At 71.1% G+C, this 20,701-nt stretch carries 18 protein-coding genes, 1 tRNA gene and 4 pseudogenes; 8 read left to right on the top strand and 15 right to left on the bottom strand.

Annotation, left to right across the window (positions count from 1 at the left end):
• Positions 1–3: 3 nt before the first annotated feature.
• Complete coding sequence (locus ABB07_RS38935; protein WP_244189834.1) at positions 4–564, bottom strand: GNAT family N-acetyltransferase; 561 nt, start codon at positions 562–564, stop codon at positions 4–6.
• A gap of 80 nt (positions 565–644) precedes the next feature.
• The gene (locus ABB07_RS38930) at positions 645–1,583 is read right to left on the bottom strand and encodes a MerR family transcriptional regulator (RefSeq protein ID WP_208903124.1); all 939 of its coding nucleotides are present in this window, start codon (positions 1,581–1,583) and stop codon (positions 645–647) included.
• An 802-nt stretch (positions 1,584–2,385) separates the two neighbouring features.
• Here ABB07_RS38930 and ABB07_RS38925 point away from each other — a divergent pair.
• The 4 genes and pseudogenes from ABB07_RS38925 (at position 2,386) to ABB07_RS38915 (ending at position 5,597) form a co-directional block, all read left to right on the top strand.
• Positions 2,386–3,838, top strand: a pseudogene (locus tag ABB07_RS38925) (NF041680 family putative transposase).
• Positions 3,835–3,927 (top strand): annotated as a pseudogene (locus ABB07_RS42185) (DUF4097 family beta strand repeat-containing protein); the annotation flags it as partial. The pseudogenes ABB07_RS38925 and ABB07_RS42185, both read left to right, overlap by 4 nt.
• A 225-nt stretch (positions 3,928–4,152) precedes the next feature.
• Positions 4,153–4,247 (top strand) — tRNA-OTHER (locus tag ABB07_RS38920).
• Between the two features lie 342 nt (positions 4,248–4,589).
• Positions 4,590–5,597 (top strand): PD40 domain-containing protein, encoded by a 1,008-nt coding sequence (locus tag ABB07_RS38915; RefSeq protein WP_208903123.1) that lies wholly within the window; start codon positions 4,590–4,592, stop codon positions 5,595–5,597.
• A 117-nt stretch (positions 5,598–5,714) separates the two neighbouring features.
• Here ABB07_RS38915 and ABB07_RS38910 read toward each other — a convergent pair whose 3' ends face one another.
• Both ABB07_RS38910 and ABB07_RS38905 read right to left on the bottom strand, forming a co-directional pair.
• The gene (locus tag ABB07_RS38910; RefSeq protein ID WP_208903122.1) at positions 5,715–5,876 is read right to left on the bottom strand and encodes a hypothetical protein; all 162 of its coding nucleotides are present in this window, start codon (positions 5,874–5,876) and stop codon (positions 5,715–5,717) included.
• 42 nt (positions 5,877–5,918) lie between these two features.
• Positions 5,919–6,272: a hypothetical protein gene (locus ABB07_RS38905; RefSeq protein WP_208903121.1), complete on the bottom strand. Its 354-nt coding sequence runs from the start codon at positions 6,270–6,272 to the stop codon at positions 5,919–5,921.
• Between the two features lie 205 nt (positions 6,273–6,477).
• Here ABB07_RS38905 and ABB07_RS38900 point away from each other — a divergent pair, with 205 nt between their 5' ends.
• Positions 6,478–8,400, top strand: a complete 1,923-nt coding sequence (locus ABB07_RS38900) for a hypothetical protein (protein WP_208903120.1) — start codon at positions 6,478–6,480, stop codon at positions 8,398–8,400.
• 272 nt (positions 8,401–8,672) lie between these two features.
• Here the strand turns inward: ABB07_RS38900 and ABB07_RS38895 are convergent, their stop codons facing one another.
• The 5 genes and pseudogenes from ABB07_RS38895 to ABB07_RS41630 all read right to left on the bottom strand — a co-directional run bounded on the left by ABB07_RS38895 (position 8,673) and on the right by ABB07_RS41630 (position 13,123).
• A complete protein-coding gene (locus ABB07_RS38895; protein ID WP_244189689.1) occupies positions 8,673–9,131 on the bottom strand; it encodes a hypothetical protein in 459 nt (152 codons plus the stop codon).
• A gap of 494 nt (positions 9,132–9,625) precedes the next feature.
• Positions 9,626–9,943 (bottom strand): annotated as a pseudogene (locus ABB07_RS42130) (relaxase domain-containing protein); the annotation flags it as partial.
• Between the two features lie 216 nt (positions 9,944–10,159).
• Positions 10,160–10,615 carry a hypothetical protein gene (locus tag ABB07_RS38885; protein WP_208903118.1) on the bottom strand — a complete coding sequence of 152 codons (456 nt, stop codon included), beginning with the start codon at positions 10,613–10,615 and terminating at the stop codon, positions 10,160–10,162.
• 251 nt (positions 10,616–10,866) lie between these two features.
• A complete protein-coding gene (locus ABB07_RS38880; RefSeq protein WP_208903117.1) occupies positions 10,867–11,931 on the bottom strand; it encodes a tetratricopeptide repeat protein in 1,065 nt (354 codons plus the stop codon).
• A 175-nt stretch (positions 11,932–12,106) separates the two neighbouring features.
• On the bottom strand, positions 12,107–13,123 hold the full coding sequence (locus ABB07_RS41630) for an NAD(P)H-dependent oxidoreductase (RefSeq protein WP_208903116.1): 1,017 nt from the start codon (positions 13,121–13,123) through the stop codon (positions 12,107–12,109).
• Between the two features lie 142 nt (positions 13,124–13,265).
• Between ABB07_RS41630 and sigJ the strand changes: the two genes are divergently transcribed.
• The gene (sigJ, locus tag ABB07_RS38870) at positions 13,266–14,237 is read left to right on the top strand and encodes an RNA polymerase sigma factor SigJ (protein WP_208903115.1); all 972 of its coding nucleotides are present in this window, start codon (positions 13,266–13,268) and stop codon (positions 14,235–14,237) included.
• 239 nt (positions 14,238–14,476) lie between these two features.
• On the opposite strand, the gene ABB07_RS38865 is transcribed toward sigJ, so the two are convergent.
• Positions 14,477–14,923, bottom strand: coding sequence for an anthrone oxygenase family protein (locus tag ABB07_RS38865; RefSeq protein WP_208903114.1), 447 nt, complete (start codon positions 14,921–14,923; stop codon positions 14,477–14,479).
• Positions 14,924–15,014: 91 nt separating this feature from the next.
• Here ABB07_RS38865 and ABB07_RS38860 point away from each other — a divergent pair, with 91 nt between their 5' ends.
• On the top strand, positions 15,015–15,593 hold the full coding sequence (locus ABB07_RS38860; RefSeq protein WP_208903113.1) for a TetR/AcrR family transcriptional regulator: 579 nt from the start codon (positions 15,015–15,017) through the stop codon (positions 15,591–15,593).
• A gap of 221 nt (positions 15,594–15,814) precedes the next feature.
• Here ABB07_RS38860 and ABB07_RS38855 read toward each other — a convergent pair whose 3' ends face one another.
• The 4 genes and pseudogenes from ABB07_RS38855 to ABB07_RS38845 all read right to left on the bottom strand — a co-directional run bounded on the left by ABB07_RS38855 (position 15,815) and on the right by ABB07_RS38845 (position 18,695).
• Positions 15,815–16,342, bottom strand: a complete 528-nt coding sequence (locus ABB07_RS38855; RefSeq protein ID WP_244189688.1) for an STM3941 family protein — start codon at positions 16,340–16,342, stop codon at positions 15,815–15,817.
• 326 nt (positions 16,343–16,668) lie between these two features.
• On the bottom strand, positions 16,669–17,445 hold the full coding sequence (locus tag ABB07_RS38850) for a hypothetical protein (RefSeq protein WP_208903112.1): 777 nt from the start codon (positions 17,443–17,445) through the stop codon (positions 16,669–16,671).
• A gap of 135 nt (positions 17,446–17,580) precedes the next feature.
• Positions 17,581–17,787: pseudogene (gene mihF / locus ABB07_RS41305) on the bottom strand (integration host factor, actinobacterial type); the annotation flags it as partial.
• A 311-nt stretch (positions 17,788–18,098) separates the two neighbouring features.
• A complete protein-coding gene (locus ABB07_RS38845; protein WP_208903111.1) occupies positions 18,099–18,695 on the bottom strand; it encodes a hypothetical protein in 597 nt (198 codons plus the stop codon).
• An 867-nt stretch (positions 18,696–19,562) separates the two neighbouring features.
• Between ABB07_RS38845 and ABB07_RS41300 the strand changes: the two genes are divergently transcribed.
• On the top strand, positions 19,563–19,883 hold the full coding sequence (locus ABB07_RS41300) for a hypothetical protein (protein WP_244189687.1): 321 nt from the start codon (positions 19,563–19,565) through the stop codon (positions 19,881–19,883).
• 404 nt (positions 19,884–20,287) lie between these two features.
• Here ABB07_RS41300 and ABB07_RS38835 read toward each other — a convergent pair whose 3' ends face one another.
• Positions 20,288–20,536 carry a hypothetical protein gene (locus tag ABB07_RS38835; RefSeq protein WP_208903110.1) on the bottom strand — a complete coding sequence of 83 codons (249 nt, stop codon included), beginning with the start codon at positions 20,534–20,536 and terminating at the stop codon, positions 20,288–20,290.
• Between the last annotated feature and the right edge of the window lie 165 nt (positions 20,537–20,701).

Raw genomic sequence — 20,701 nt, 5'->3', positions numbered from 1 at the left:
CGGTCAGAGTTCGCGCCTCCGTACGTGCAGGTGACCGGCAAGGGGATATGCCGGCGGCGCTGCGGGCAGGAGCGTGGTCAGTTCGTACCGGCTCTTCTGGGCGCCGCGGCATGACGCGGTGTTGTCCAACTGGTGCAGGAGTTCAAGGCGCGTCAGCCCGTCACCGGGGAAGGCAGTGAAGGCCCAGTCCGTGAGCGCCTGCAGTGCTCTGGGCGCCACTCTCCGGCCGCGCGCATGCGCCGCGGTCCAGTAGCCGACCTCGGCGGACGAAGTACCCGGGGTGATCTTTTTAAGGACCACGTGGCCCGCCAACTGCTCCTCATGACCCGTGGCTTGGGATTCCACGATGGCGAATCCGAAGCGGTCCCCCGTCTCCCATCCCCGTTGCTGCTCCTGAACCCACCGTGCTGCGCTCGCCTCGTCGTCGACGGCTGAGCTCGTCCAGCGGCGCAGGGCGTCATCCCCACACAACTCAACCAGGTCGACAGCATCCGCCGGGCTCCAAGGGCGCAGTATGAGGGCGGAGGCTGACGGTGTGGCGTCTGCCTCGAGCCGTGCAGCGATCTTGCCCGTCGGTCGAGGGTATGTGGCCGTAGTGGCTTTGCGTGCCTCGTCCGGCTGTGCGGGACTGTGAGGCTGCTGCGTCATTGTGCCGCCCGTATGCGCAGAGCTGTGATGGACCAGTCGATCACCGGGACGAGGCGGTCCGGCGCTGGCCAGCCGTTGATCAGTGCGAGCAGCTGGAAGTAGTGGTCCCTGCGTGGATCGCTCGCGGCTTCCAGACGGTGCAGCAGCCACTGGTGCAGTGTGGGGTCCTCGGGGCGGCCGTGGGCGAGCGCGCACTGAGCGGTGAGCGCCGCGACGACTGGATCGGCCTGGGGCGAATCCGCGCTGATGCCGGACGCCACAGCTGGTCCGACGAGATCACGGGCGACGGCGACCATGTCCGGGCGCGGACGTGTGGGGGCGCCGTCGGGCAGGCCGGTCACATGGTCTTCGACCAGGCGCCGCACAGTGGCTCGGAAGTCCGGGTCCAGGGACAGTTCCGCCAGCTCCACCCATGCCCTGACCTGCTCGTCTGTAGGGTTGTCGGGCAGTTCGGGCGTCATGGAGCGCCGAGCTGCGGCATGGCGGGAGTCGCTGTGCGGGCCGTCGAAGACACAGTCGAGGAAGTCGTCGATCAGACGTCGGCGCTCGGCTTCGGACAGCGTGGCCAGCTGGTGCATGAGTTCCATCTCCTCGGGAGTGGCTTCGCGTTCGGCGGCGGCCGTCAGCACCGCCCGTCGCAGACGCAGGATGCTGATCTGTACGTCCAGTGCGGCGGCGTGCTCCGCGGCGACTTCGCTGAGCGTGAGTTCTTGATCCACGACTTGCCGGATCATGTCGAGGCCGAGTCCCAGTTCTCGAAGTGTCCGCACGAGAGCAAGGCGAGCGACGGCCTCCGGGGCGTAGCGCCGGTAGCCGGCGTGAGTGCGGTCGGCAGGCACCACGATGCCACGATCGGAGTAGAACCGGATGGTCTTGACTGTCAGCCCGGTGCGCTGGGCCAGTTCACCGATCGAGTAGAGGGTGCCGCCGTCCATGAGCCCACCTTCCTGTCTCCCCCTGCAGGAGACTCAAGTCCGCGCCCTACGTTTCCACGCTCCCTCCTGCTCGCCTTCCACTTCCCGGAAGCACGCCTCCGGCCTTGCCTTACGGTGACGTCATGCGCAGGGACAAGGTGCCCCGGCTGAGGCTCGTCGTGGTCGCCGATGACCGAGGCGCAGGGCCTCGGTTGTGCAGTGCGTGCGGCGGTCCGCTGACGCCGACGGCGAAGGCGAAGGCCGCATTCTGTTCATCGGCGTGCCGGTCGCGGCACTGGCGGCAGATGCGGAGAACGCGGGCGAGGACCGAGGCAGTCCAGGCGAGCCAGGCGTCCACCTGTGCAGAGTGCGGAATGTCCTGGACGGTGGGGGTCAAACGTCCCGTCTCGGCAACGTACTGCTCTCCCCGCCGCCGCCCACGAGCCTGGCACAGGCGGCACACGAAACAGCGCGAGTTGGAGACCGCGTATCTGGCGGCGATGGCCCTGCTCCACGGCCGGGGCGGCAGCTCCGCCGCACCGAGGCGGTCCCAGCCACTCTCGAGGCAGCCGCCTGAAGGTACCTCCGTACCGTTCGGTTGCCCGCCCATCGACGCCCAACCGAACGCCAAACCAGATCACGATCGGGCTTTATGTCGCTGTGACCTGCTGAAAGGAGATGTGACACAGCTTCTGAGCTTGTTCCTTAACATCGAGCCCGGTTGCGTGGTCACTCTTTGGAGTGATCGCAGGGTATGGGGCGGCCTTCCTCGTGATCCTGAACTCTGCGACGAGATACCGGAGTTCACCAGGAAGGCCGTGGGATGAGTGTGCTGACGCCGGTCGGCAAACGGAATGGGTTCTCGGAACTGTCACGCTTTCGGACGGCCTTCTACGGGTGTCTGTCCGCGCGGGCCGACGCGTTCTTCGAACTGACCGACGCCTTGCTGTGTGCGGACGGCCCGACCCGGGCGCCGGTGGAGTTGTCGCTGCTCGCCGAGCACCAGCGCGGCTACGGCTCGCTGTACGGCGCTCTGAACCACGGCCGGCTCGACACGAACGCCCTGCGTGACCTGCTGGTTTCCCTGCCGCTTCCGCGGTTCGACGGGCGGATCGTGCTCACGGTGGACCTCTCGCCGTGGCTGAGGTCGGACGCCGCCTGCTCGCCGGAGCGGTTGTTCTGCCTGGTCCACGGCCGCAACGGCCGTTCATCGGACCACGTGGTGCCAGGCTGGCCGTACTCGTTCGTCGCCGCGCTCACCCCGGACCGCACGTCGTGGACACAGGTCCTGGACGCGGCCCGGCTGGGGCCCGTCGACGACGCCGCGGCCGTCACCGCCGACCAGCTGAGGGTTGTGGTCGATCGGCTGATCGCGGCCGGCCAGTGGCAGCGCGACGACCGGGACATCCTGGTCGTGATGGACGCGGGCTATGACGTGATGCGCCTGGCCTGGGTGCTGCGCGACCTGCCCGTCGAACTGGTCGGACGGCTACGTTCGGACCGCGTCCTGCGACGTCCGGCGCCCTCCCGCGAGGAGTACTACCGGGCCCACCCCCGAGGGGGCCACCCGCCCAGGCACGGCATGGAGTTCAGCCTGGCCAGGCCCGAGTCGTGGCCGGAGCCCTCCGTGGCCACGGTGAACGACACACCCCGTTACGGCAAGGCCGAAGCCCGTGCCTGGGACCGGCTTCATCCCAAGCTGCAGCAGCGATCCGCATGGATCGACCACGATGGCGAACTGCCCCTCGTCGACAGCACGTTGATCCGGCTCAACGTCGATCATCTGCCCGGCGACCGCGACGCGTCGCCAGTCTGGCTGTGGTTCCTCCGCCACCGGCGCGACCCCGGACGACGTCGACTTCGCCTGGTCGTGCTACCTGCGCAGATTCGACCTTGAGCACACGTTCCGCCTGTTCAAGCAGTCCCTCGGCTGGACCCGCCCCCGACTACGCGACCCGCGGGCGGCGGACCGGTGGACGTGGCTGGTGATCGCCGCGCACACCCAACTCCGCCTCGCGCTCCCGCTCACGGCCGACCGGCGCAAGCCCTGGGAGAAGACCACCCGCCCCGGCATCGCGCTCACACCGACCCGCGTCCGGCGGGGGTTCAGGCACATCCGGCCTCACCTGAGCAGTCCGGCCCGTGGGCCCAAACCCACCCGGCCGGGACCAGGACGCCCGCCCGGCTCCAGGAACCGACACCCAGCCACCCGCTATGACGTCGGCAAGACCGTCAAGCGCCCCGCGACCGTCACCGAACGTAACCAACAATGTTAAGGAACAAGCTGAGGAACAGCGACGGCTCCCCCGCCCTGACCATCCAGGCCACCACCTCCTACGGCGACATCACCGCCCGCAGCCTCTGACCGGCCACGGTGCGTGCACCGACCGCACGTCCGGTACCGCGGTGGTGTCCGGGCCGTGCGGTGAGTGCACAGCAAGGGCAGCCGTGCGCGCGTCACACAGGACGGCGCACCTTGCACCGGTCGGACACGCCTGCCGGTCAGCGGCACGTCAGGAGGACGTCAGCCCGCCCTGGCACCGTGGAACACGTGAACGGCACCGCGAGGACACCGCGAGGCCGGGAACGAGGAGAGGTGCCCGGAGCGGCTGATCGGGGACCAGGGCAGCAGCCCAGAGTCGGACCCCTCGAGGGTCCACGCAGGTTTGAATCCTGCCCTCTCCGCGACACACAACCCACCCGTCAGGGGCGACAGCCCCGACGACGTACGCGAACCCGCGGGATGCGCGGCGTCCACGTCGACGGAGGGTCAGGGACCTGCGGGCACACGGCCGTCGCCGGCCGCCGGCGTCTGGGCGCCGCCGCACGCACCAGTCGCCGCACGCACCAGTCGCCCGTCCCGGGGCGCCGCGCGCGACGCCTCCGCAGCGTGTCTCTGTGACAGGGACGTACGGAACCTGTCACAGGGCTCGTACCGCCAGGTGCCGCCGCTTCCCCCAGAGCCCCACGGATGGAATGTTTACCCGCCGGAGCGGCCCGCAGCAGCAGGCCGCGGGGAGGGATCGGGTGGACACCTTGATGCGCATCGGCAACGGCAGAACCGCCGCAGGGACTCGAAGAATCGGCACCACCGGTGGAACCGGCGCAGCGCGGCGCCGCCGGGCGGCGGTGATCGCCACGGCGCTCGCCATGGCCGTGCCGCTGACCCTCGGCTCGGCGCAAGGCGCGGTGGCGGCGGGGACATCGGGGGCGGCAGGGGACCACCCCATCGTCTTCGCCCGCTACACCTCCGCAGCGCCCGTCGAGGACCTCTACGCGGTCTCCACCGCCGGCGGCACGCCCGTCAAACTCACCCACACCTCCACCGTCAGCGACGTGATGCCCACCTGGTCCCCCGACGGCAAACGGGTGGCCTTCGTCCGCTACGGATCCGGCGGCGCCATCGACGGCATCTGGACCATGAAGACCACGGGCGACGACCTCAAGGCCGTCCCCGGCACCAAGGGCGCCACCGACCCGGCGTGGTCCCCGGACGGCAAACGGATCGCCTACGCCAAACCGGTCGGCACCCAGCGCGAGATCTACGTGGCCGACATCGACGGCAGCCCCGCCACCCGGCTCACCCACACCACGGCGGACGACCTCCATCCGACGTGGTCCCCGGACGGCAGGTACCTGGCGTTCAACCGCGCGGACGCGACCGGACACAGCAAAGTGATGCGGATCCGGCTGTCCACCCTGGCCCAGACGGCGGTCACCGGGGCCGGCTCCCACGACTGGACGCCCGACTGGTCGCACAACGACCGGATCGCCTTCAGCCGCGTGGACTCCTCCGGCTTCGCCCACCTCTATCTCGTCCGCCCCGACGGCACCGGACTGCACCGCATCACCGCGGCTCGCCTCAACGACAAGAACCCCTCGTGGTCCCCGGACGGCAGCCGCCTGGTCTTCACCAGAGGCGGTGCCGACGACGCCGACCCCGAACACCTCTACCTCGTACGGGCCGACGGCACCGCACTGACCCAGCTCACCAAAGCCGACTCCCACGACCTGGAGGCCGACTGGCGCCCGTAAGACGCCCGGTGCATGCGAAGGCCCGGGGAATCCGCCGTCAGGGCCGGGCCTTCGCAGCACCCCCGGAGACGGCGTGGGCGACCGTGTCCGGACATGGCCGCCTGTCAAAGATTCCGTTCAGCCGCGCCAGGCACCCAGTCCGGCATCCGTGAACTCGCAAGTGACGCCCGCGCACCAGTCGTCGTCCTCGTGCCACACCGCCGGGTCGGCCAGCGTGGTGAGGAGTTCGCCGGCCGGTACGACCGTGAAGCCCTCCTCCCGTCCAGGGAAGTGGTACACCTCGATCCAGCCCTGCTCGACCCATCGGACCAGCGGCGCGATCTACGGCTCGATCCAGGCGAGGCGTTCATCGAGGCTCCAGTCCCCCTCCGGGCTCTGAAGGACGCCGAAGGGGCCGGTCAGCCAGCCACTCGCCTCCAGCGTGCAGATCAGCAGGGTCTCCTCCACCGCATTCCACTCCTCGCGGTGCGGGAACCCGCCCGACGCCGGAGCCGGGAAGGCCCGGGCCTGCCAACGCGCGCGGACGACCTCCGGCACCGACAGCCAGACGCGGTCCGCGTACGCCCTGGCCGGGATCCACCGCTCCGGGTCGGTCAGCACCCGGCGCAGCTCCTGGCCGCTCAGCACCGGCCCTGGGCCGACTGGCAGCACCTGGCGGTGGAGGCCCACGGTCACGGCTCCGCGGCACCGGCGGTCTCCTAGCCCAAGCCTCCTGCTTCCCGGCGCGGCAGGCAGCACGGCCGCTCGATGCGACGCTGGACCGGCACGTCCGGACGACAGGGAAAGCGACGTCGCAGTGAATGACGTGTACGCGGGTGAGGCCCGGGGGCCTGGGCTGAGGGCCTTGTCCCGCTGCGCGCCTGGCGGGGATCATGACCGCGTGCAGCACCGAGAGGAACTCCACGAACTACTCGCACGCGCCGGACTCACGGTCGTCGAGGACGTGTGCCCGGGCACCCTGTTCCCGCCGGAGGCCGGCTGGCGCATCGCGCGGGGGATCGCGGCGCCGGACGGCGTGGCCCAAGAAGCGTTCGATGCCGCGTGGTGGCGCCGTCTTTGCGATGTCGACGGTGAGTTCCTGGTGGCCGTCCTCAGGCACCGGATCGGCGGCAACGACTCCTGGTGGACCCGGGTCCGGCACACCGGGAGCGGGGTGCCGGAGTTGACCGGCGCTCCCGGGTTCGTGGCGCTCTCCCTCGACGGGCAGGTGCTGCTGGCGGAGGTGCCCGGCGCGGGCGGGCCTCGGGTGACGGCCCTCGACCGGCTGCCGGAGCGGCTGGAGGAGGCCGCGGAGGCCGCCGGGCGTGAGACGGAGGCCGAGCGCGCCGAGGTGTGGGCGGCGGTGCCCGGCCGATCTGCGTGGCCTTGGCACTGGGCGGAGGGGATCGGGTCCAATCCGGCCGCGACAGACGAACTGCTGATCCGGCTGCTGGATGTGGAGGAGGGCTTCCTGCACGGATGCGACCGGCCCGCCGTCCTCGACGCCGCCGTGGCGCACCCCGATCCGCGGGTGCGGTCAAGGCCCGCCGACACCTTCCGGCCCAAGCTCACGTCCGATCAGTGGGTACGCCTGGTCCGCGCCGAGCCGTCGCCGGATCGACGCGTGCTCTGGGCGGAGCGCGCCTGCATCTGGGGCGCCGAACTCCCCGAGGACCTGTACGACGATCTCCTCGCCGGCCCGTCCCGCGCGCGAGCCGCCGAACTCCCGGGGCTTCCCGCACAGCACCTCCCTGGCCTCGCGGCCGACGCCGATCCCCGGGTGCGGGCGGCGGCCTGTGCCCGGTGGGAGGACCTCGCTGCGCCGCTGCGGGAGCGGCTGCTGGCCGACACCGACTACGCGGTACGAACGGCTGCGCTGCTCGCCCACCACACTCGCGTACCCATGCCTCGCGAGGTTTTCGCCGCCCTGCCCGACCCGCGGCGCGCGCTCGAACGGTGCCGCCTCGCGCCGGAGCTGGAGGCGGAGCTGGTCCAAGACGGGGACGCGGAGGTACGTCGGGCGCTGGCCGCCAACCTCGGCCTGGGCGCGCACGGCGTCGCCGTGCTGGCAAAGGACCCGCAGAACGACATCCGCTCCGCGGTGGCGCTGCGCCCCGACCTCACCGAGGAGCAACGCGCCGCCGTGCGCCACGACTTCGACTCGACGTCGATGGCGCACACCCTGCCCTGGGTCGAGGACCTGCACGGCGACGCCGACGCGATGCGCCGTCTGGCCGCGTCGTCCCACCCGCTGGTCCGTCGCAGTGTGGCCCGAGCCCGGCACCTCCCGCCGGATGTCGTGGCGCGCCTGGCGCGGGACGAGGACCGGGTGGTCCGCCTGTTCCTCGCCGAATCGTGCGAGGACGCACCGGCCGACATGCTGCTGGAGGTCTGGCGCTGGTGGGACGGCAGCTTCAGCCGCCCCGACCGGCCCCGCAGCCACCCCAACTTCCCCCGTACGGGCCTGCTGCGCTACATCACCGACCCCAGCGGGCGGATGCGCCGCCTAGCCCTGGACGATCCGGAGGCGACACCGGCCGACGTCGCACGCCTGGCCCGGGATCCCGAAGCCGAGGTGCGCCGCCGCGCGGCTGAGGACCCCCGGCTGTCACCGGCCGACGCGATGCGGCTGCTGAACGACCCGGAGGCCCACGTCCGCGGCACCGCGGTGCGCAATCCGCGGCTGCCAGCCCGCGTCCTGGCCGGACTGCTGCACGACCGCGACACGGCATGCACAGCGGTCACCAACCCGGCGATCCCGGTCCCCGTCCTGTACCGCATCCTCACCGCGGCCGCGGCAGCCATGGCAGACCCGCGCCGATAACCGACAGCAGGCGGCCGGTGTCGCAGGGGTGCAGGCTGATGGGGTGCAGTGGCCCGTAGACGTCGCCCTGACCCGCCCGGTGCCGCAGCCTCCGCAGGACCGTGGGCCTAAAGGTCGACGGCCACCGGACCGTGCTGTGGCGGACCGAAGACAGTGTCCGGCTGCAGTCGCGGACCGGCCGCGACGTCACCGCGCTCTGGATGGATCTGGCCGTAGCGGGCGAACTGGGCGACCACCGCGGCCGGTGCCCGCCCGCGCGGCGTCGGGTGCACTCAGTGGCCGGCTTCTCGGCCGCTGTGCGGTCCGGGCTGCTGCGGGCGGTGCGCCCGCTGGTCGTCCTGGCGCACTGGGTGCACTGGGCCAGCCTCGTCCTGTTCGGTGTAGCGGTCCGCGCGGGCGCGGGAGTCGGCGGCCGCCTTGGTGAACGCGTCCTGGAGGTGTCGCAGCCGCTCGGCGGCGAGATCGAGGGCTTCCACGTCCATGCGGGACTCCCGCAAGGCCCGCAGCGCCGTCAGGTCGATCGCCTCCCGCCGCCCGGCCTCCGGCTCTTGGTCGCCGTGCTCGGGGTCGGCGGCCGGGGGAGCGAGCAGCTGCTCGGGCGTCGCCGCCTGTTGGTGCGCGACGACGTCGTACGCCCGGCCCCGCGCGGCGGTGACGGTGATGCGCAGCTTCTCGTGGGGCACCACGCTGGCAAGGACGGCCCGCTCGTACTGCGACGGGAGGCGGGGCATCTCCCGCTCCCCCGATTCCAGGTCCGAGGGCCGGGGCGAGGCCGGTGTGCCCGGGTCGGCCGGGGGCTGCCGGTCCGGGTCGGGGAGGGTGGTCGGCGGGCGGCGGGCGGCGGGCGGCTGTGAGGTCGGCCAGGGACCAGCGGGCGGTGTAGAGGCGGTAGGCGGGCAGCAGGCCGCGCAGCGTCTTCGGCTCGCTGATGTCCACGCAGTACATGTCGATGGCGGCGTCCACAATTTGCTCGTCCAGGCCCGGCTCGCGGCGGCGGCCGCGCAGGACGAGAGCGAGGTGACGACGGGCTTCGGCGAAGCAGGTACCGGCGGTGGAACCGGCCCCCGTGGTTCATCACGAACACCGTCGCGGTGACGTCCACGGCCGCCAGCGCTATGTCGACCACGGCGGCGACCCGCGCCCGGATTGCCGCCGCGGCACGGGCGTACTCAAGGAGGCAGTTGATGACGTCGGCGGCCACACCGAAGGTGCGGATCGCCCTCTCCTTCCACTCCTCACGCAGCCGCGCGAGGGGCCGGGTCTTCTTGTTGGCCGGGCGGGTCTTGCGGGCGGCGATCCGGTTCAGCTTGGCGCGGGCCCGCTCGGAGACCACGGGCAGGAACTTCGGCTCACCGTCGTCGACGGCAGTGACGTCCTCGTGCTCCAGCTCGGCCAGGCAGGCGGCGATCTGGTCGCTGCGCCGGGAGGTCCAGCGGAACAGCTCGTGCGGCACCCCGGCGATCTCCATCACCGGCCGGCGCCCCGGGGTGACGGTGCGCGGCTCGGTCGCCAGCCCCAGCGCCTCGCAGACCTCAGCGGCCACGATTGGCTCCCGGAACGAGATCTCCGCACCGGAAGGTCACCACGCTCGCGCCACCTACAGCGTGCGCGTTGGTCGGGGCGACCAGTCGTATGCGTGGCGCCCCGCCGCAGGCGGCGCGGAGGGAACGCCACGAACACTGCCGACAGGCTACCTACCCCAGCAGCCAGTCCGGGCTCACAGAACAGGCGTACGGGGCACGGCAGTCAGCGCATCCGCTCATGGGCGCAGGCTGGAGGTGTACTGGCTCCTGCTGTCGCCGAGGTAGTTGTTGTCGTAGGCGCCCTTCGAGGTGAGCAGCCAGTAGGAGTTCACCATCGGCTCGAAGTGCCACGTGCCCGTGTAGGCGCTCTTGCTGAAGGTGACGTGCAGGTAGACGTGGCCGACCTTGCCGGAGGCCACCTTCACCGTGGGCGAGTAGCCAGGCAGGTTGAGACCGATCAGTCCGTTCGAGTCGTAGTAGCTGGCCTTCTCCCAGCGGCGGTGTACCGGATTCCACCACGTGGCGGAGATGCCGCGCATCTGCTTGAAGCCGGGGGCGGCGAAGTTCCACAAGGACAGCGCGAAGCCGGACGGGGCCAGAACATCCCGGGACTTCTGCGTGTAGGACATGGTGACGTCGATCGTGCCGCCCCGGTGGAAGGACTTCGGGATGCCGCTGGCCCACTCCTTCAACGTCCCGATCTGGTGAGGCCCGGACGCCTGCGTGCCGGCCGGGGCCGCGGACGCTGTGCCTACGCTGACCGGCACCAGACCCAGCGCCACAGCGGCGGCAACCGCCGCGGCTCGTATACGTGTTCCCATACTGTCCCCTCCCAGTGATCCATCAGCCGCGCATCCTACGCACCAGCCCGCCCTCCCCGGGTAAGGCCACGACAAGACCGTCTAGCCACCTACTCGCAAAGGTGCCCGGTTGGGCCGTGGTGTCATTCTGGTTGGTCGGTGAGGGTGGCCAAGGCCTGGCGGGCTCGGATGGTGCCGTGGTGGTCATGGCCGAAGTGGGTGCGCCAGGCGTCGTGGGTGGCGTGCAGGAGTTCGGCTGCCTCGTCGTTCCGGTGCAGATCCGCCAGGGCGGCTCCGAGCACGGTGGCGGATTCCAGCGCCCGGTGGTGGGCGCGGCCGAGGTGGCGTTCGCACTGACTGACGCAGTGCCGGGCCTCGTGTTCGGCGTCGGCGGGCCGGCCCAGTGCCAGCAACGCCGCGGCCCTGGCCAGAGAAATCGCGCTCAGATCGTGCGCCAGTGCTTCGGCGCCCGGAGCCTGGTCATAGATGTCCTGCGCCTTCTTGACGGCGGCAAGCGCCTCCTGGGCCTGGCCCTGACCGGTCAGCGCCCGGGCCGCGCCGAGGTGCAACACCATCAGGACCCTTCCCAGTCGCCACCGGCGTGCCTCGTCGAGCACCGGGACCAGCAGGTGCTCTGCCTGCTCGTAGTGGCCGTGGAGGGAGAGGCTGAAGGCCAGGCCGTTGGTGACGGCCAGCGGCAGCAGGAGCCGGTGGATCCCTTCGGCGCCGCGGGCGGCGGTCTTCAGGGCGCCTGCCTCCGCGACGACTTCCTCGGGCAGGCCGAGGTAGGCCAGGTGCTGGAGGCGGTCGCTGCGGCCCTTGAGGACGAGCCGGTGATCGGAGGAAGTGATGCGGGCGCGTGCTGCGGCGGTGGCGGACAGTAGATCGGCTGCCTCGCGGTGGCGGCCCAAGTCACCGAGGACCAGGGCCAGCACATCCTGGCCGTTGCGCCCCTCGAACCTGCCAGGAACTGGCTGGACCTCGATTGCGGCCCTGGCCTCGCTCTCGGCTTCCTGCAAGCGGCCCTGCACGCGCAGCGCCTGCGCGAGCAGGGTGTGTGCAGAGGCCACCAGCGGGCCCGTCCCATCCCCGGCGGCCTCCAGGACACCGCGTAGCTCCCGCTCCGCGTCCGCCCAGCGCAGCTGCTTGTACAGGTACTCGGCCGCCTCCAGCTGACGGTTCAGCCGCCGACGCCCCCACCAACCCACCGCTTGTTTCCTTTCCCGGAGCAAACGACGACGAGCACAGGGCCTGACCACGACGTCGGGCACGGCGGGCCGGGTCCTGGCGCGCCACTCGGCTGACGGAAGCTCCCATGACGGCAGCTCCCAGTCGAACGCCGCGACGAATGCGTCGCACCAACCACCGTCCGGACTCGACCCATCAGGGTTCGAGGTCGGCCGCCGAGCGTCCGGACAGCACATCGACCGGCACCGAGGCCTGGTCGTGCACGATCAGCCAGTCGCCGTCGATCCGCCGGAAGCAGAACGTCCCACGCGCCCAGATGCCGTCGGTCCGGTCCCCGGTGGCCAGGGTGCCGCTGAGCCGGCCGAAGGCGTGCGCGAAGGCGATGTCACCGCCGACCTCGACGGCCAGGTCCCGCAGTTCGTACGAGACATCCTGGAAGACCGTGAAGACCTTGGCCCAGTTCTTCAGCTTGGCGTCCACGCCGACGTGCTGGAGCGGCGGCTCCACGTCGAAGGAGATGACGTCGGGCGCGTAGATCCGGCGCAGGGCGTCGAGGTTCTTGGCCTGTATACCGTGGATGATCTCGGCGATCCGGTCTCGGATCTCGGACTGCCCGGTCTCGGCCGCCGACGGGCCCGCCGTGGTGCCCACCCCGCGTAGCGGCGCCAGTGCCTCGCTCCACTTCACGACGCCGTCCAGCATCATGTCCAGCATCCTGGCGCTCGACTCCCTCGGCTTGAACACCGTGCGATCCTCGAAGTCGCCTTCCAGCGTCAGCGAGACCTGCTCCGCCACGTCCGCCAGTTGCAGCACCCCACACAGCTGCCGCAGTTGCGCGACCGACCGCACCCCGCCGTCGACGCCGTACGAGACGAACCCGACCGCCTTGTCGTTCCACTCCACGTACAGGTGGTCGATCGCGTTCTTCAGCGAGCCGGGCATCGAGTGGTTGTACTCCGGCGTCACGATCACGTAGCCGTCGCACGGAGCGATCGCGGCCGCCCATGCCAGCGTCCGCTCGTCCTCGTAGGCGCCACGGGCCAGCAACGCCGGCTTCTCCGTCTCCAGATGCGGGAGCGGATGGTCGAGCAGGTCGACCAGCTCGAACTCGGCGTCGGTCCGGCGCGCGGCCGCCTCCGCCACCCACTGCGCGACCTGCTCGCCCCGGCGGCCGTCACGGACACTGGCGAGAATGATTCCGATCTTGAGCATCGTCAACCCTCTTCTGTCACACGGTTGCTGCTGCGCTGTGCCCGGAGGGTGACCCCCTCCGACCGGTATGACGACGCACCCCGCCGGAATGTCAGGCGCGGTGCCTGCCTGACATTTGCGACCGCTGTATCGTCGGACAGGCATGACTGACTCGACTGGCGCGACCGACCCCGCTTTCGACGTGATCATCAGCGAGCGCCGCCACCTCCTCAACCTCGCCTACCGTCTGCTCGGCTCGCTCGCCGAAGCCGAAGACGCGGTGCAGGAGACGTACGCGCGCTGGTACGCGATGTCACGGGAGCAGCAGAAGGCGATCGAGTCGCCAGGCGCGTGGCTGACCCGGGTGGCCGGCCGCGTCTGTCTGGACCTGCTCGGTTCGGCGCGGGCCCGGCGGGAGCGCTATGTCGGGGAGTGGATCCCGGAGCCGGTACCGGGCCGGGCCGAGTGGCTGGGCGGGGTTGCCCGGCCGGGCGCGGCCGGCCCCGGCACCGGCGTCGGCGATGAGGCCACCGACCCGGCGGACCGGGTGACCTTGGACGAGTCGGTGAGCATGGCGTTCCTGGTGGTCCTGGAGGCGATGACCCCGGCTCAGCGGGTCGCGCTGATCCTGCACGACGTCTTCGACTACTCCTTCGCCGAGGTCGCCACCGTCACCGGCCGGACCCCGGCCGCGTGCCGCGAGCTGGCCTCGGCCGCCCGCCGCCGGGTCCGCGCCGCCCGCCCGGCCGCCGCGGAGGCGGGCTTCTCCCCCGCCACCCAGGCCGAGCTGGTCCACGACTTCAAACAGGCCTGGCAGTCCCACGACGTCAATGCCCTGATCACCCTCCTCGACCCTGCGGCCGTCTTCACCGCCGACGGCGGCGGCCTGGCGCCCACCGCCCTCCACCCCGTCCACGGCGCCACCGAGATCGCCCGGTTCATCGTCGGGGTGGCGCGACACCTGCGCGGGTCGGCCACCCTGGTGGAACGGCTGGTGAACGGCCGCCCGGGCCTGATGGTGCGGATCGGCGGGGAGACGACGGCGGTGTACGCGTTCGACATCGCGGAGGATCGGATCACGAGGATCTGGGCGGTGCGCAATCCGGTGAAGCTGCGGGCATGGGCCGAGGAGTGAGCTCCTGGCATCCGGCCCGCCGGAGCGCGGCCTCGGCGGCGTCACACACGCAAGGGGCGGGATCGGCGCCGGCGTGGCGCGCTCGGCCGGGTTCGCGCTGGCGGCCCGCATCCTGCGGATACCAGCGGAGTCCGAAGGTGTTGGTGTCCGCGTCCTGGATGGCAGTGGCGGTGGCGGTGCCGCACTTCGGGCGCGCGGCCGAGCGGTTGCGGCCGGCGACCGGGCGGGTGAGCGTGGGCTCAGGTGAGGGCGGTGACCAGCAGGGCGAAGGCGCCGATGATCACGGCGACGCGGACGTAGTGCCAGCGCAACCAGCGGTTCAGCTGCTCCTTCCAGTCCTCGGGCCGGTTCTCGGGGGTCCACGTCTTGTTCCGGTTGTTGATCGGGACGAGCAGGAGGACCGACATGACCACGCTGAGGAGCAGCAGCGCGCCGGCGGTGACGACGAGGCCGGTGCCGTGGTAGTGCCGTCCGGCAAGGGCCCAGATGCCGACGAGGACGAGCGAGCCGATGTACCAGACCGGCATCACGGCGCCGAGCATCCGGCCCCCGTGGGCGTGGCCGAGCTGGCCACTGTCCTCCGGGAGGGCGTTGAGGATCGGGTTGATGACGAAGAGGACGGAGAACTCCACCCCCACCATCACGCCGACGACCACGGTGGTGACGATCTCGAGTGCGTTGAGCATGATGACCCTCCCGGGCATCTAGCGTTGCTAGCCGATGAGGCAACGCTAGTACTGCTGCCGCTCGATTGTCTAGCAATGCTAGGATCGAATCATGTCGGTACAGGAACGCAAGCAGCGCGAACGGGCGGAGCGCGAGCGCCTCATCGTGGCGACGGCCCGCGAACTAGCCGAGCAGCAGGGCTGGGACGCGGTCACCACCCGCCGGCTCGCCGAGCGCATCGAATACAGCCAACCCGTCCTCTACAGCCACTTCCGCGGCAAGCGCGAGATCATCGGCGCCGTCGCCCTCCAGGGCGCCACCGAGATGGCCGTTGCGGTGCGGGCCGCGACCGCCGCCGCGGACGGCCCGCGCGAGCGGATCGCCGCCCTCGCCCGCGCCTATCTCGACTTCGCCGCACGCAACCCGGCGGTCTACGACGCCCTCTTCCAGCTCGACGGCGGTCTCGCCTACGCGCAGGAGGACACCCCGCAACCTCTCAAGGACGCCTTCGCCGCGCTGCTGGAGTGCCTGGGCGAGGTCGCCGGGGACGGCGTCGACCCGGGGCTGTTCACCGAGGTGTTCTGGGCGTCCCTGCACGGCGTGGCGACACTGACCCGGTCGGGACGGCTGCCGCCGGAGTACACCGAGACGAGGGTGGAGCTGCTGGTGGACCGGCTCGCCATGCTCTGACGCACCGTCCCGGCGGGCACAGAGCCGACGGCCAACGCTTCGCCGCGCAAACCGCCATCTCCCCCATACCGCCGTGGATGTCGCGGGTCTGGATGACGGTCTGCTGCCGGCCGACCGGCGAGCTTGTCGTCCATGTCGCCGGATCCGGTCCGCACTGCGTCGGAGCTGCGGCCGCCGTTTCAGCGGGCGACTGCGCCCGCCGCCGTCCTCAGTGCCGTGGCTCAGTTCTGTACCGAGAGTCCGGGGCGGTGGCGCCGCATCGCGTCCAGGACTGCCTCGGGCGGCACCGGCAGGGTGTTCGTGGCCATGTTGGCCGGACCGAAGCCGAGTCGTGCGTTCATGGACGCGGTGCTGCGGACGAGCTTGGGTGCACGGGCCAGATAGGCGTCCGGGTCGTGGAGGACCAGCTCGATGAACCGCTGCGAGGTGTTGCGTACCCGCTGCTCGCGTATCCGCACTGCGGCTATCTCGTCCCAGCCGAACCGGCCCAGCCTCACATGGTCCACTCCCGCGTCGTCCAGCACCAGCTCCGGTCGGTCGCGCAGCAGGCGCTGGATGATGAGCACCGCGCAGAACCCGAAGAAGAGCACGGCCAGTGCCCCCGCCACCGTCATCTTCACTGTGCTGTGGGCGACCAGGAGAACGATGCCCACAGCGACGAAGACCACAGAGCCGGCCAGCATGGCCCACACACGTCCCTTGGCGAGCGGGTAGACCGTCGGGGGCAGCGGAACGCCGTTGGGGATCATGGGCTCAGACTGTAGGACCATCGCCGTCGTCAGCGGAAGCCTTTTCGCAGGCCCTGCGGTGCCCGTGGCCGTCCCGCCTGCCTCACCCTCTCGGTGCTGGAACGGGTCTGCTCGGCTTCGCCAGGGTCCAGCGCGAGAACCTGCCCGGGGTGTCCAGGTCCCGGGGTGGCAGGCTGGGCACGGTCTCAACTCCTTCTGGTGGGCGAGGGGCATGGCGGGCGAGAGGCAGTGTACGAGGAGCGCCTGCTGGGCACCGGAGCGCTGGACACGTCCTGCTCGACGGGGGCGTGACACCCGTACGGAGCCGTGCGCGACCGGCAGGGACGTCACTCCGTGCGGGTGCGACCGTTCTTGAGCACCGCGTAGTAGTGGCTGTAGCGGAGTTCCAGCTTGAATACCAGGCCGTACCGTTTCCGGATGGCGGCGACCGTGGCGGTCTTCGGGTCGCGTACCACACGGGACACCGGCGGATCGTCGACAAGGTCGGCGTAGAGCTCCTCGACCAGCCGGGCCGGGGCGCCGCCGCGTGTCGTGTCCCAGGTCAGTATCTGTCCGGAGATGGCCATCATGGTCGGTTCCGGGGCATTGGGGCCCTGGGGGTTCGGGCCGTGCCCCCGGTAGTAGGCGACGAGTCGCTTGCCGTGGTCGTCGTGCCTGAACGGTATGGGACTTGCGGATCCGGCCGGCCCGGACCGGTCGTGGTCGCCCGCGGTCAGGATCGCGTCGAGGGTGTCGGCCATGTGCCTGGGGTCGGCGCCGTAGTAGGCGGTGACGTGCATCGAGCAGGCGATCTTGTAGTTGTCGGTCTTCTGCTGGAAGAACCAGCGCGGTCCCGATCCCGGCACGCACACGTCGTGTACCACGATCAGGCCGAGCGACAGGGGCGTGCGGTCCGCGTACGCCTGCGCCACGTCCCGGAGTTGTTGCTCCGCCCGCTGCCGGGCCTGCACCGCCTGGCCGCTCTCCCCGAGCTTGCGCAGCTGCTTGTCACTGACGGCACGGTCCGGGGTCGTGGCACAGGCCGACACGGCAAGCAGGACGACCACCGCCAGCGATCCCCACACGCTCTTCGAGCCGGCGGCACGCCGCGCGAAAGCCCTCATGCTTGTCCGCCTCTCATCGACACTCGCCTCTCCGTGTTGTACGCCCGGCCCGACCGTCACTGTCCACCAGGACGGCCGGGCCGGGCATGAGTACCCGTACTCAGCCCTGGGCCTTGGCCGGGGCATCGGTAGCGGACGGGACGTCGCAATGTCGGGGATGGATTCGAGCAGGGCGCGGACCGTCATCTTGCGGATGGCATCGGAGCCGCTGGCCAGTACCTCGGCGAGAGACATCCTCCCGTGCTTGAGGGCATCCTTCGCCTCGGCCCGCTCCTTGTGCGCGGCGGCGGCCTTCTCGAGAGCGGCCCGGCGCTGTTCGGGACTGAGCGAGGGCAGAGCTATGGGGGAGTCCGTACGTCGTACGACACCAACGACCCCATCATGTCTACGAGTCAGCGGCTTTGACCAGCAGTAGTGGGGGCTTTCAGGGATCTGCCACCAGTCTCGGCCGGACCTCCACCGCGACCGAGGCTCGGCTTCAGCCCGCCGCGCCGCACCGGCCACCCCTCAGGCCGACCCGAGCTTGCTCAGGGTGACGTCGGCGGCCTCGAACACGACCGCCAGGCGCGAGGTCGTCGACATCGCCGCCATGGGCCACCCTGGTCGGAGTTCGCAGGCGACATCGCCGACCGGGTCGGCCGCCGCGCTGTCCGTCAGGGCCCCTCCAGCCGCCGGGAGTCCCCAAGCGGCTCCGGGTGCAAAGGCTCCAGGAGCTTGTGCAGGTCGCGATAGAGCCGGTGGGCGTCGAGGTCGTACGCCCGGCCGCGGCCGCGCACGAAGAACACGGTCAGCGCACCCATCAGCGGCGTCGCCCCCAGGCCGATCACCAGCGGCGGGATCGTGACCGTCAGCGCCCCGAGGAGGAAGATCGCGAGCATCACCAGTGTCACGCAGCCGAACAACGGCGCAAGCATGATCCCGTTCATGGTCTCCAGCATCACTCCGGAGACCACCAGTGCGCTGCCGCCCCCGTGCGGATCCGGCACCACGTCAAGCCGGCCACGGAACTTGGCGGCCTGATTGCGGCCCGGCGCGTTGAGCGCGATCGAGCCGCCCGAGCCGACACGGCAGGCCGGCCATGCGCCGACCGACGAACGCCGTTTGCGCAGCACCGCCAACGCCGCATCGTGGTCCAGGCCGTCGGCGGTGAGCCGCCAACTGCCGTGCTCGCGGTGGCGCCTGAACATCGCACCGCCGCCGGCGCGCACCCGCTGCTGGTGGCGGTGCCTTTGAGCCCCCTGCGTGTCCACCCTGAACACCCCATCCGCGTGACGTGCCCCGAAGCTACCAGCCATCGGTGAACCGGCCCCTACCGGGGCGGAGGCGTACGCCGAGCGCTGGACGCCCTGCTGCCGTTCGGTGAGATGACTGTGAACTCGGCTTCACCCTGCCCTACTCACCAGCCCCGGCACGCATGTCGGGTCGCCAGCCCGAGCTTGCTCAGTGCAGGGCGAGGCGGCGGCCGGGGCGCGTGTGTCACCGCAAGGCCTGGGACGTTTCGGTGGGCTGGCCAGCCAGCTCCCCGGGCTGCCGCTTCCTGCGGTGCCGGTTGCCGGCGTCGATCGCGGCAGCGCTGCCCTCGCCGTCCTCGATACGGGCCCGGTAGTCGGCCCAGTCGGCGTCCGTCCAGGCGTCGAGAGCGCCGGGGACGACGGTTCGTCTGTGCTCACGCCGGCTTCTGCGGGGCGCCGTACAGGCCCGCGCAGCACTCGCAGGCCCGCAGGTCGCCGCAGCTCCGGGACGCGGGCATGCCGCTCCACGCCCTGGCTCATCATTCCGAGGCGGCAGCGACGCTGCCGGCGACCGTCGAGGTCTTCACCGGCGACCTGACCGTGCCCGAGTGCCCGAGTCGCTCGACCGGCGTTGAAGGGCGCTGGCGCGGTCTTTCTCGTCTGGACCGCTCCGCCTCGGACCGCCGCCGAAGTCGTGGAGCGGCTCCCGACCCACGTGCGGCGGGTCGTTTTCCGCTCCTCCCCGCACCAGACGCCGCAGCCCTTCTTCCAGCGACCCCATCCCATGGCCGTGCTGCACGCCGACATCGAGCGGCTCATCGCGGCCACCGGACTCGAGTCGACGATCATCCGGCCGGGGATGCGCGCATCGAACTCGCTGGCCTGGTGGGCGCCCGCGATCGGGCGGGCGAGGTCGTCCGGTGCCCTTACGGCGCCGCCGAGACCGCGCCGGTCGACGACCGCGACGTCGCAGCCGTCGCGGCCCGGACGCTCTATCAGGACGGATACATGACGCCAGACGAGTTCCGGCGCCTGTCGGAGGGTACGCCCAGCTCGGTCGTCGACATGCTGCTCACCGCGTGGAGCGTGGCGGTCGGCCAGCCCGCGTACGTCACCACTGCGGTGGCCGACATCCTCAGGACGGCCCCCAGAACGCTTCACCAGTGGGCCGCCAACCACGCCAGCGCGTTCGCGAAGGATTCCTGACCTCGTCGGCCCCGACCCGCATCCCCGGCCTCACCCCTTGGTGGGCCTCAGCACCGGGAGGACATCACCAGGGCGCCGGAGACTTCCGTCCCGGCTCCGCCGCCGGGCTGACGGCGGCGAGGCGGCGGCCCCGGCCGACGCACAACCGCCTGAGCGTCCCGATCCCCGGCCGCGGCCGCGCCGCCCATCCCGCCCGTCCCTTCCTCCTTCACACCAGCCAAGGGACATGGGCAGAGCAGCCGCAACGGGGATGTCAGCAGGCCGACCACGGCAAAACAGCGTGGTGACCTGCGCGGACACGGGACAGTCCTGCGGGCCGCGCAACACCTGGCGCAACCCCCAGCGCAACAGATAGGCGCGACCCTTGCCGCAACCTCGTGCTCCTGGCCGCCCGGGCCGACCGGTCACGCGGCCCGGGCGGCGCCGTGGACGCGGGACAGCTGGCGCAGCTCGGACCGTGCCGCCGGCGCAGGCGCCGGCGCCGAGGGGACGGTCTCCCAGTAGGGATGCCACCACAGCCGCACGGACAGGAGCAGCAGGCGGCGGCGCAGGGCGGTGGTATCGCGAGGGCGGGGTGCGGCGAGCGCTTGGTAGGTCGCGTTCCAGGCGGCTTGCGTCTGCACCAGGTCGTCGGGGAAATCGGTCACGTCCACACCGACATTGGATCACTTGTTCGAATTTGCTGTCACTTCGGACACGCCCCGTCCGGCCCCATGGTCGGGGAGTCGGGCCGAGCATGGTCGGCCTCACGGTCGGGCCCGTGGTCGCCCCCCGCCACGGTGGTCCGGCCCGGCCTGGAGCGGCACCCGGGTGGGTGC

The organism is Streptomyces incarnatus (assembly GCF_001027185.1).
Taxonomy (GTDB): domain Bacteria; phylum Actinomycetota; class Actinomycetes; order Streptomycetales; family Streptomycetaceae; genus Streptomyces; species Streptomyces puniciscabiei.
Note: the sequence above shows the minus strand (reverse complement) of the source record. Positions and strands in the feature narration are given on the sequence as shown.

What these genes read in the sequence shown, in the direction of transcription:
- ABB07_RS38930 (WP_208903124.1), bottom strand. Translation starts at nt 1,583, where the DNA reads ATGGACGGCGGCACCCTCTACTCGATCGGTGAACTGGCCCAGCGCACC.
- ABB07_RS38895 (WP_244189689.1), bottom strand. Translation starts at nt 9,131, where the DNA reads ATGCCCCGCCTCCCGTCGCAGTACGAGCGGGCCGTCCTTGCCAGCGTG.
- ABB07_RS41630 (WP_208903116.1), bottom strand. Translation starts at nt 13,123, where the DNA reads ATGCTCAAGATCGGAATCATTCTCGCCAGTGTCCGTGACGGCCGCCGG.
- sigJ (WP_208903115.1), top strand. Translation starts at nt 13,266, where the DNA reads ATGACTGACTCGACTGGCGCGACCGACCCCGCTTTCGACGTGATCATC.
- ABB07_RS38865 (WP_208903114.1), bottom strand. Translation starts at nt 14,923, where the DNA reads ATGCTCAACGCACTCGAGATCGTCACCACCGTGGTCGTCGGCGTGATG.
- ABB07_RS38860 (WP_208903113.1), top strand. Translation starts at nt 15,015, where the DNA reads ATGTCGGTACAGGAACGCAAGCAGCGCGAACGGGCGGAGCGCGAGCGC.
- ABB07_RS38855 (WP_244189688.1), bottom strand. Translation starts at nt 16,342, where the DNA reads ATGATCCCCAACGGCGTTCCGCTGCCCCCGACGGTCTACCCGCTCGCC.
- ABB07_RS38850 (WP_208903112.1), bottom strand. Translation starts at nt 17,445, where the DNA reads ATGAGGGCTTTCGCGCGGCGTGCCGCCGGCTCGAAGAGCGTGTGGGGA.